This window comes from Calothrix rhizosoleniae SC01 (assembly GCF_900185595.1).
GTDB classification, from domain to species: domain Bacteria; phylum Cyanobacteriota; class Cyanobacteriia; order Cyanobacteriales; family Nostocaceae; genus Calothrix_A; species Calothrix_A rhizosoleniae.
The window spans coordinates 25,256-35,356 of sequence record NZ_FYBH01000031.1 but is presented as its reverse complement, the minus strand read 5'-3'; the positions used below and the strand labels follow the sequence as shown (position 1 = coordinate 35,356).

At 36.6% G+C, this 10,101-nt stretch carries 8 protein-coding genes and 3 pseudogenes; 3 read left to right on the top strand and 8 right to left on the bottom strand.

Going from position 1 to position 10,101, the window contains the following annotated elements:
• Positions 1–493: 493 nt before the first annotated feature.
• The 3 genes and pseudogenes from CALSC_RS01680 to CALSC_RS01670 form a co-directional block, all read right to left on the bottom strand.
• The gene (locus CALSC_RS01680; protein ID WP_088239696.1) at positions 494–685 is read right to left on the bottom strand and encodes a hypothetical protein; all 192 of its coding nucleotides are present in this window, start codon (positions 683–685) and stop codon (positions 494–496) included.
• A 326-nt stretch (positions 686–1,011) separates the two neighbouring features.
• Complete coding sequence (locus CALSC_RS01675; protein WP_143288120.1) at positions 1,012–1,671, bottom strand: hypothetical protein; 660 nt, start codon at positions 1,669–1,671, stop codon at positions 1,012–1,014.
• A gap of 56 nt (positions 1,672–1,727) precedes the next feature.
• Positions 1,728–2,761 (bottom strand): annotated as a pseudogene (locus CALSC_RS01670) (IS630 family transposase); the annotation flags it as partial.
• Between the two features lie 101 nt (positions 2,762–2,862).
• Between CALSC_RS01670 and CALSC_RS28110 the strand changes: the two are divergent.
• From CALSC_RS28110 to CALSC_RS01650, 3 genes and pseudogenes are all read left to right on the top strand, one after another.
• Positions 2,863–4,065, top strand: a pseudogene (locus tag CALSC_RS28110) (methyltransferase domain-containing protein).
• Between the two features lie 139 nt (positions 4,066–4,204).
• Positions 4,205–4,543, top strand: a complete 339-nt coding sequence (locus CALSC_RS01655; protein ID WP_088239691.1) for an insulinase family protein — start codon at positions 4,205–4,207, stop codon at positions 4,541–4,543.
• The gene (locus tag CALSC_RS01650; RefSeq protein WP_143288119.1) at positions 4,476–4,829 is read left to right on the top strand and encodes an insulinase family protein; all 354 of its coding nucleotides are present in this window, start codon (positions 4,476–4,478) and stop codon (positions 4,827–4,829) included. Before CALSC_RS01655 ends, CALSC_RS01650 begins: the two co-directional genes overlap by 68 nt.
• Positions 4,830–5,052: 223 nt before the next feature.
• Here the strand turns inward: CALSC_RS01650 and CALSC_RS01645 are convergent.
• The 5 genes and pseudogenes from CALSC_RS01645 to CALSC_RS01625 form a co-directional block, all read right to left on the bottom strand.
• Positions 5,053–6,138, bottom strand: a pseudogene (locus tag CALSC_RS01645) (acyl-CoA dehydrogenase family protein); the annotation flags it as partial.
• Positions 6,139–6,438: 300 nt separating this feature from the next.
• Positions 6,439–6,636, bottom strand: a complete 198-nt coding sequence (gene psb35 / locus CALSC_RS01640) for a photosystem II assembly protein Psb35 (protein WP_088239688.1) — start codon at positions 6,634–6,636, stop codon at positions 6,439–6,441.
• Positions 6,637–6,749: 113 nt separating this feature from the next.
• Positions 6,750–7,874 carry a succinylglutamate desuccinylase/aspartoacylase family protein gene (locus CALSC_RS01635; RefSeq protein WP_088239687.1) on the bottom strand — a complete coding sequence of 375 codons (1,125 nt, stop codon included), beginning with the start codon at positions 7,872–7,874 and terminating at the stop codon, positions 6,750–6,752.
• A gap of 7 nt (positions 7,875–7,881) precedes the next feature.
• Positions 7,882–8,664 carry a WecB/TagA/CpsF family glycosyltransferase gene (locus CALSC_RS01630; RefSeq protein WP_088239686.1) on the bottom strand — a complete coding sequence of 261 codons (783 nt, stop codon included), beginning with the start codon at positions 8,662–8,664 and terminating at the stop codon, positions 7,882–7,884.
• 58 nt (positions 8,665–8,722) lie between these two features.
• Positions 8,723–10,069 carry an oligosaccharide flippase family protein gene (locus CALSC_RS01625; RefSeq protein WP_088239685.1) on the bottom strand — a complete coding sequence of 449 codons (1,347 nt, stop codon included), beginning with the start codon at positions 10,067–10,069 and terminating at the stop codon, positions 8,723–8,725.
• Positions 10,070–10,101 lie beyond the last annotated feature (32 nt).

Sequence of the window (10,101 nt, the reverse complement as noted above, 5' to 3'; positions counted from 1 at the left end):
CTTAGTAGCAAAGCACTAACAATAATTCAGTATTGCTATCCTCCCCATATCACACCTCAAGTTTTCGGAGTTTGAGTAGTAACCGCGCAGTAAACCACGATAAGAAATGTAGCAATTAAACCCTTGAAATCTCCTGAATTGCCTATAGTTTGGTAACACACTTTATCAAGTTGATTTTAAACGACTCCTAAAACGTTGTCTTATCTGCAATAAAAATAACGCAATATAGTATTTAGTTATGTTTGCGATACTTTGCTTATAGTGATTTAGTAGACAATATCATCTTGTCTTAAAAATAAAAAATCGTACACTCCCAACACCGTAATAAAAACCACATTCGTGGAAAACTGCTATGGGACAATTCTAAAAACTAAAAGTCATTTGGCAAAACAGGTAAAGAATTAATTCTATTGTGGTGGGATAGTTACAACTATCACTGATTGACCCCTATAATAGCTCTGTTTTTAAGATAATAAGAATAAAAATATCCTTTTTACTCTTTCCGTGATTTGATTAAAGCTAATAGTAATGGCGTTAAAGCCACAATAATGGCTGGCACTAAATTTAGATAGTCATATGGCGTAATGATATGTGACACTTGAGAATTAGTTCCTTGATTAACTGTGGGGATTTCAATGATCTGATTTTCTATAAATACTTGCGTATCAAAATTATGGATTTGCATTATTTAGATGCTCCTTGTCTAACTACAACTGTGATTAGTTTCGTGCCTCATATTCAGAAACACAACTGCTCAAATTATAAACTCCGGCTAATATATTTTCTATTTTCATTTATTCTTAGTAAACTATTATTAATTCAATGTACCTCTTATTTATTAGTTGTAAGCATTGTATAAATTGTGATTCACTGAACCATCAATGAATCAGATAAAAATAATTAGAAATGCTGTGATTAAACAACTTTAAGATGATTTTTAAATTGCTATATACATAAATATTTGAGATATTCAATGATTGAACATTGACAAATATGTTAAGATTTATGTAGCTATATATTTGGTTTAGGATATTTATCTAAAAAATCGTTATATGCTGACTCGTGAAGAATCTCTTTGAATCCATTAGATTCTTTAATGTAATCCTGAAGATACCTAGTTTGATCCTTTCTCCATTCCTCTTCAATACCTTTGAACTGCAATAAAGAAAGGCTTTCCAGAGAATTATTAGAAGCAAAAATAGGAGATTCGCGTGCTGTGATATTATTCATGTAAGGAATAATATCACTAGTAGCATTTGGATTCTTAATGTCAACAATATAGGCTCTCGTACGAGGTAAATTACTGGAAATTTTTACTATAATTTTAGTGTGATATTCAGAGTTTTTATTAGTATCATTTATCTCTTGCCACTGTTTCATTAGTTGGAGAAAATTAAAAATACCATCACGACAATTTTTATAAAGGTTTTTATTCTTAATCCCAAAGCCTTTAGCTTGAAAGTCAATAGAAGTTTTATCAAAAGGATTTGTAATCAAAAAAAATAATCTAGATTGTTTTTGTAATAATTGAATAAACAATTCCTGGCTGTATGATAAATTCATATTAAAATGTGTTCCAAAAAACCAAACATCTTCTGGTTCTGATTCTACGATAATCTCTAATAGAGCCTGGGCAGACATTTTGGGAATAATTTTTTGAACTCCCATCATTTCTCCTCTATGAATTAGAATACTCTGTTCTAATGTATTTATTTCTTTATATAGGACTAGTATTTGATTTCAGAAAAAACACCGTACATCTGGAGAGATACAAAATCAAAGTTAGTGTTTCGGATAAACCACTCAAACATCCACTTTAAATGAGAGAATGTTGGAATTAAAGCGCAAAAACGTCTAACCCAGGTTTTTGCTTGTAACCAAATATCTTCGATCGGATTTTGTGATGGGCAATTAGGAGCAAAGCGGACACAGTGAATTTTCCATTGCTCTTGAGATAAACCATGATTAATTTCGCCTAAAAAGTTTTGAACCAGATGTGAACGATGGTAAGAAGCACCATCCCAAAAAATCAGTAATCGTTGCTTGGGAGACTGGTCTAATAAATAACGTAAATAATCAATTGTATAGTCTGAATTACCAGCTTTGTAAGCTTTAAGAAGTAACTTGCCAGTGAGATAATCAACCGCCCCGTAGTATGTCTGTTTATCTCGTTCGTTAACGACTTCAACTGCTATTTCTTGGTCAGTTTTTCCCCAAACATAACCAGTTAAGTCCCCCCATAGCACATGACACTCATCTATTAGTAATACTCTAAGCCTTCCTGCTTCGATTTCTTCTCGGTTGCTTGCCAACAATGTTTCAATCTGTTTTTTTTTGCAGCAACAGCTTCAGGGTCAGCCTTTGGATTCAAAGATGTAGTTTTCTTCCAACTAATTCCCGCCGCGTCAAATAAATCGTAATAGCTTCGTTTCGATTCGTAGATTACCTCATATTCAAATGCCAATTTGTATTCCAGTTCCCCAAGCTCCCAGGTATCTTTCGTTTGCAACCAACTTAATACTTCTTCTCGTTGTTCATCCCTCAAGTAACCTTTTCTTCCTTTATGATTTAATCGCAATCCTGAAATTCCATATTCTTTGTAGGACTGCTTCCAGCTTGTTATCGAACCAAGGGACACATCTAAAATCGTTTGAATTTCCTCATACTTGTACCCTTGATAAACCAGTTTCACTGCCAAAGCTTTCCTCACCTCACGGGCATCTGGGCGATGATCTATAAATTCTTGTAGTTCTGTGATCGCCGCTTGTAGATCCTGACTTATCATTGTTCGCTGTTAGACAGATGTATTTATCCGTATTATCTCGTAGCTTTTTTCAGAAATCAAATATGATTCCTATATAAATGAAAGTAGTATATATTTGGTACAGAAAATTGAAACCAAGCTGCAAGGATTTAAGAGGTCTGATCCCCAAACGAGTTAATTACTATAGTCCTTATCGTACTTTTCTGCGTGTTTATTGCTCACACTCACTTAATCTGAGCAGATTTTATATTATCTCTTTTCTCCAGATAGTTATAACCTTCTTACGTTTTAAGGTTTCTATCATGGCAGATAAAGATTCTTACAAAGGAAATAATAAGTATTTGAGTAACAACATATTATCGGATTTTAACAAGGTTGATAATGTCTCAAGCCAAAATCAAAAATATTTAATTGATTATTTGGATTCACTATCAATAGATCCGTTCACAAAGTATTACATGGATTGCTCTGTAAAAAGTTTAAATCTTCATTCAGGGGATACTCTAATTGATATCGGTTGTGGAAGAGGATTTGACATAGTAAAAATAGCAGAGAAAGTTTCTCCTTATGGCTTTGTTTATGGAATAGATAATTCTGAGAGAATGCTTACAGAAGCTCGTACTGTAAACAGTAATATAAAAAATGTCCGTTTCATTTATGCTGATGGACGGAAATTAAGTAGGTTGGCGTAAAAAATTATCGTTTGGATAAGGCAGGGGGCAGGGAGCAGGGAGCAGGGGGAACAAGGGTTTTAGGCTTATTTACTATTCTTCACATAGTTTGGTTTTATTGTGCCGACTTACTTACCGTTTAGTGATAATTGTTTTTCTGCTGCTCGTTGTATCCGGTCAATTCAGCATATAGCAAATCCAATTAAAGTTTTAGCAGAAATGCAAAGAGTTGTTAAACCAGGTGGACGTTTAGTGATTTTAGAGCCTGACTGGGAACAACTACACATTGAAAAAACATTTTACCTGAAAGAATATTCTACAATTACTAATAATATCCTTGATGTGCAGAGAGATAGGATACTAAATCCTAGCATTGGAAAACAAGTTACTGAACTTGCTAATAGTCTTGATCTTAATGTTATTTCAATCACTGAATATGTAAGAACAGTCCGAGACTTCCATAAAGCTTGTATCTTCTACTCATTATCTGAATGTGCTGAATACTTAGTTAGTCACAATAGCTTAAGCGAAAATGAAAAAAATGGTTGGTTGAATGCTTGTCATCTGGCAAGCAAAAATCATAAATTTTTTATTAAGCTAACTTTAATAATGACAACTATTTTAGTCTAGTATCGAAGGTTAGCGAATCAATTCATTATCGAGCGATGGAGGACCATACATCCTCTGGGTAACAACCAATTCAGATGGGAAGCTGGAAAGAATTGAGCGAGTTCTTCAGTTAGCGATCGCATATTTACAAACTCAAGGGGTGACAGAGGAACAAGTTAGCGCCGCCAAGAGGCAAATAAAAGGTGACTATATCCTACAATACCGAGATATTACCAATCAAGCGACTCTACTGGGTTACAATCAAATAACGGCGGGAAACTATCGTCATACAAGCCGTTTGTTAGCAGCTATTGACAAAGTCAGCGCGGCTGATGTGCAAAGGGTGGCGAAGAAATATCTGAATCCCAACAATCGCACGGTGGGCTTTTTGCAACCGACTCAACGGACGAAACAAGCAACCAGTCCCAGGGATGTTGAATACCACACTGTTGGTGATGAAAATGCAGACAATGCCGAAAAATGCCAACAAAGCTATTAGTAGTACTCTGGAGGTGCTCAATAATTTACGAGAGCAAGGTGTCACCAAGGCGGAAGTTGAAATTGCTAAACAAAATTTAGTCAGTTCATATAAACTTGCTTTGAAAGATCCTGACGTTTTAGCCAGCATTATTCTCAACAACCAAGTATCTGGACATCCACCTGAAATTCTTCATCAAACACCTGATCAGATTCAAGCTGTAACTTGGGAGCAAGTCAATCAGGTTGCGAAGGATTTAATTTACCCAGACAAAATAGTTGTGGTGACAGTAGGTGGCTCAAACTAGTATTCCACCACACCAACTTTGCTGGTTAGGAGGAGAGGGGGGAGTGTGGGAAGTGTAGGAGGTGTGGGGAGAAAATAACTTTTTCTTCTCATTAATTAACCAGCCATAGTTCCCTTGTCAGAGTACTAGAGTTTTGCCACAAAGAGGCAGTCCCGATGAAAAAATTTTCACCATCAATTACCTAAGTAGAATTTTTCCTGCTCCCTGCTTCTTCTGTTCACCCCCTTCTTACCAACTGTTCCAAAGTCGCTGCCATCACCGCAGTAGTTTGCCCAGTCACAGTAAATACTAATGCCTCTCTGTAAATACGCTGGGCATGATGATGGCTATAGTTAGCCGCACCACCAGAAACGGTAACTGCTGCATGGGCAATGCGATTTGCTAATTCAATCGCCCAACTCCTGAGATGTAATTTTTCAGACAATTCCCCGGCTGGATCTTGTTGTGCTTCTCGAATTGCGGTGCGACATTGATGCAGTTCTTGTTGTAGAGCATTCAAAGCATCAACAATAAATGGCACAGATTTTTGCCGTGATGTTGCCTCAATCACATCTAAACCTGCCATTGCACATCCTGTAGCTAAAAAACTGGCACGCAGAACATTCTTTTTGTCATTTTCATGAATCCAACCAGCAGGTTTAATGAAAACTACTTGCTCTTCAGGTAAAAAATAGTGAGAGAAAGTAGCACTAACTGTATTAGTTGATGTCATAGCTGCTAGCTGTGCAGGGACAGAAAAGGTAATTTTTGCCCCTGTTGATAATGCATGGCTTTCTTGAAAAGGAACAATCCCAAATACAGCAGAACCATCTGAGAGGGTAGCAGCAACGATAAACTCGGAAAACATACCATATCCCGTTACCCAAAGTACAACCCCATCTAATTCATATCCTCCTATTACAGGTAAGGCTGTGATAGTTGGTTTCCCAGTTCTGCGTAACTGAGAAAAACCCACACCCAGTAAACATTTACCATGTTGTACATGGGGTAAATATTTTTGCTGGAGATGGGAATTACTGCTAGCAACTATCATCCCCACTGCACTTTGATGTTGAATTTGCAAGAAAGCTAAAGCGCCAGAGTATCTGGCTAGGAGTTCTAGAAAATCATTAAAGGTTTGCTGCTGAAATTCTTTTCCTCCCCAAAATTGGGGCAAACGCAAACCAAGCAAACCTAAATCTCCCAAACCTTGCAATGCAGCAAATAGCTGTTCTGAGCTGCTATCTATTTGATTAGCGGAAACTGCAACTTGCTGCAATAAGTATGATTTTGTTTTTTCTAAAATAGAGTCATCTTTCTGGGAAAACACTTTGCCATCTCAATTCAGATAAATAATCCCCCCAAACCATACATAAACCTAGGGTATTGGGAGGTTCCAATGTTGCAACAAAAAGTGAATTAATATTTAGGTTAGCAGGGTTACATATCTGGTGACAAGTTGCTGCCATCATTAATCCTGACTTTTCAGTCAAGGGGAGTGTTTTTACAAGTTATAGGACAGTGAAACTGTTAAGAGTTCCCCATTCCCGACTCCTGACTCCCGAATCCCTATTCCCTAGCCCCACCAAAGGAATTTGACGGCTAACTCTCAATTACTCACAGCTCATTATTAATTATCTTTTTCATCAAGAGGAGGAACAAAGTCGGGACGACTTTTATTTTCCCAACCAGGAGGACGCTTGGAGTTATACCAAGCAATTGAGCCGATGGTAACGGCAGCAATAAAACCAACTACGTATACCAATGTAAAAGCTAAAGGAAAATGAGAACCTGCTGCTGCTACTCCTGTTTCCATAACTACACTCATAATTATCTTCTCCTGCTATAAGCAAAGTTGCTTATTAAAACATTATAAGAACAGAATATCACCAATATCACTGCTACCTAGGCTGTAAAAATCCCAATTACCCAACAGGAAGACTAAATAGTTGCTAAAACATACTCACCTTCATTCACAACTTGATTTGTGGCGACATCATATACTAACCCATCCTGTTGGGCAACAATATTGATCACTGTTGGTAATTTTCCCTCTTTATTAAAACTGATAATTTGATAAAGAGTATCTCCTGTTTTAACTTCCCGACTCAGCTCTACCTGTAATTGAATCATTCCACCCCTGGGAGCATAATATCTAGTGTCAGTAGTTCTAGATTTTAAACTCATGGCATGAGAGTTACTATTACCTGGAGAATCTATCGGTGTTTGTAATACTCCCTTGTGCACCAAATAATTTTTTATACCCCACACACCCATAGCAACAGATTTTGGATTAATCTGCATTCCTGTTCCCAATTCCAATGTCCATGCTTCCACATCAAACTGAATATTTCTACCTAAACCTTGCAAAGCTGATTCCAAGGCTAACCAAGGTTTGATAAATGCCTCGTCAAATGCATCACCATCGTATTTATTCAGTAAAATGCCAAAATCCAGTTGGAAATATTTTGCACTATCTTGGCGATCGCGGAAATAGTACAGATAGGTTAAGCCTTGATTGCTGGAACTATGCAAATCGATTAAATAATCAGCATCAATGCTCAAAGATTGTAATTGATAACGAAACTTCTTTGTATATGGGATGCCGCTACTTTGTGTAACTTGATTAGCAGCAGTAAATTTCTCTTTTATTTTACGGAGATAATTTTTTCTAATCACCTCTACTGGGAACTGGAGTTGAGATTGCACAAACCTTGATAAATCATTTGTTTCCTTCTCATAATCCCAAAAAATGCGGTTCCAGTCTTTGCCTTCATAGGTACAATATCTTCCAGAAGCAAAGTGATGGGAACGTTCATTAGTACCTATGGGATTACAAACTGGAACTAGCCAGATTTCTCCGACTAAATCTGTATCTTTGCTGTTCTGTAAAAATTTTATTAGGTGATGAATAACGGTATTTCCTGCAATTTCCGCACCATGTAGATTTGATTGAATATAAACCTTTTTACCAGGTTGCGAACCTCGAAATTTATAAACTTGCAGGGAAAGGCAATCACCTGAAGCCATGTGACGTAAGGGAATAGTAATAATTTCTGGAATCATTGATAAATTAACTTGTTTTACCAAAAGAGCTGAATCCATTTAATTTTTGCTTCAACACTAGCAGAATAAAAATGGCATTGCCCAATAAATAGCGCTTCCATAAACGACGAGGTTCTGCAAACAAGCGAAAAAGCCATTCTAGTCCTGTTTGTTGCATGAATTTTGGTGCTCTTTCCACCATCCCAGCAACTAATTCAAAGCTAACCCCTATACCAATGGATATGGGAACCCCAAGTTTGAGGTAATTCTCAGATATCCAATACTCTTGCTTGGGAGCACCTAAGCCAACAAAGAGAATGTCGGGTGCTGCTGCAACAATCGCAGAGTTAATTTGTTGTAATTCCGTAGAGTCTGACTCAAACCCATAAGGTGGACAATAAGTACCAACAATCTTGAGGTTAGGATGTCTTCTTTGTAATACCTGTAAGGCTTTATCAGCAGCTCTAGGACGACCACCTAACATAAAAACTTTCAGCCCTTTTTCTGCACTGATTTTACATAATTGCTCGAATAAATCAGTTCCATTAACTCTGCCAGATAAGGGGGTCTGAAACAATTTTGCCGCCCATAAAAGAGGAACACCATCCGGTACTGCTAGAAAAGCTCGACGATATATTTCACGAAAACGAGTATCACGCTGTAATGTCACAATATGCTGCGCATTGGGTGTCACAACATATTTAGGATCATTTTTGGCAACTGCATGATCTATTATTAAGTCTATAACCTGATCAAATGAGTATTTATCAACTTGGATATTGCAGATATTGACTCTATTTAAATAGGGCATAAATTTCTCCCCTGATATTTTCTTGGTTCTATAAGGTAAGATGCTCTCGTGCATATTTTTAATTCATCAATAATTGCTGGATTGAGAATCCGAATCCTAAATTATTGCGAATGATTAAAAATGAAATAACTACTGTTACAAAAAAGAAAGTCGCTTTCATATCTTGTGTCAAACAAAAGAGTTTTTCCCTCCAAAGACCATAAAGATTTGTTAGGTATAATGGTAAATCACTGAATGCGATCGCTATTACCGCACCTACGACACCAAACTTTTGATACAAAAGAGGTACAGCTATGACAATAATGGCGAACCGAGCAAAATTACTTTGAGCTGAATATAGAGGTTTCCCCAGTGCGAGTAAGGCAGGGCTGATAGTATAAAAAAGTAGGGAAAACCACATTCCACAGCATAAAATGGGCATCATCCAACCAGCATCACTATATCTTTTGTCATAGAGGATAGATACAGCTAAATCCCCAGTATTAACTAGGACTGCTAATAAAATTGCAAACCCAAGTAATAATATTCGTCGCTGAGGGAGAATTTTTTCTCGTAATATATGTCTTGGTAAATCAGATTGTTTGGCAATCGCTGGAAATATGACTTTATTACTCAGAACTTTCATGATTTCTCGCGGTATACTTGCCAGGGTATAAGCAATAATATACACCCCCAACATTTTGAAAGATAGCAGCTTACCTAAAATCATATAATCGGCTTGTTCGGCTGCAAACATGAATCCTGATGCTAGAAACATCCATTTACCAAAAGCAAGGATTTCTTTAACAGCATCTTTATCCCATTTAAACCAATTAGAATAATTCGGGATTAACCAATAGCTACTAATCAATTTATATACACTCGGAATTAAAGTCCCTATAGCTAAAGTCCAGATACTGGGGTATAGCCAAACTAGAAAAATTAGTGTAGAAAAATAAGCAAATTGTAAAATTACTTCATATAAAGAAAGCTTACCTAACTCCATGCGTCTTTGGAGTGTATGTATACTAGTAGAAAGAAATCCTGAGAGGATTGAATTTATAACTACAATTGGAATTAGCCACTGTAAGCGTTGGTCATTATAAAAATATGCAAGGGGAAAACTAATCAGCAGACAAATAAACCAAATAATAAAACCGCGAATTATCTGTAAAGTCCATGCTGTATTTAAAAAGCTTTGTTCATCTCCTCGTTTACTATTAATAATATTTTGACCAATACCAATATCTGAGAATAGTTCTAGACCCATACGCAGCGTATTGACAAAAGCCATTAAACCAAAAAACTCTGGTTGTAATAGACGAGTGAGAATTAAATTATTACCAAATCTCAGTAGATAGGTACCTCCGAAACCAATAATAGTCCAGATGGCACCACGGACAGCCAGTTGTTTTACAGTTCTCATAAATGATTTTATCGCGCTACACGCAAGTAATA

Coding starts and splice junctions, on each gene's coding strand:
- CALSC_RS01625 (WP_088239685.1), bottom strand. CDS start 10,069: ATGAGAACTGTAAAACAACTGGCTGTCCGTGGTGCCATCTGGACTATT.
- CALSC_RS01650 (WP_143288119.1), top strand. CDS start 4,476: ATGTTGAATACCACACTGTTGGTGATGAAAATGCAGACAATGCCGAAA.
- CALSC_RS01680 (WP_088239696.1), bottom strand. CDS start 685: ATGCAAATCCATAATTTTGATACGCAAGTATTTATAGAAAATCAGATC.
- CALSC_RS01675 (WP_143288120.1), bottom strand. CDS start 1,671: ATGATGGGAGTTCAAAAAATTATTCCCAAAATGTCTGCCCAGGCTCTA.
- CALSC_RS01635 (WP_088239687.1), bottom strand. CDS start 7,874: ATGATTCCAGAAATTATTACTATTCCCTTACGTCACATGGCTTCAGGT.
- CALSC_RS01630 (WP_088239686.1), bottom strand. CDS start 8,664: ATGCCCTATTTAAATAGAGTCAATATCTGCAATATCCAAGTTGATAAA.
- psb35 (WP_088239688.1), bottom strand. CDS start 6,636: ATGAGTGTAGTTATGGAAACAGGAGTAGCAGCAGCAGGTTCTCATTTT.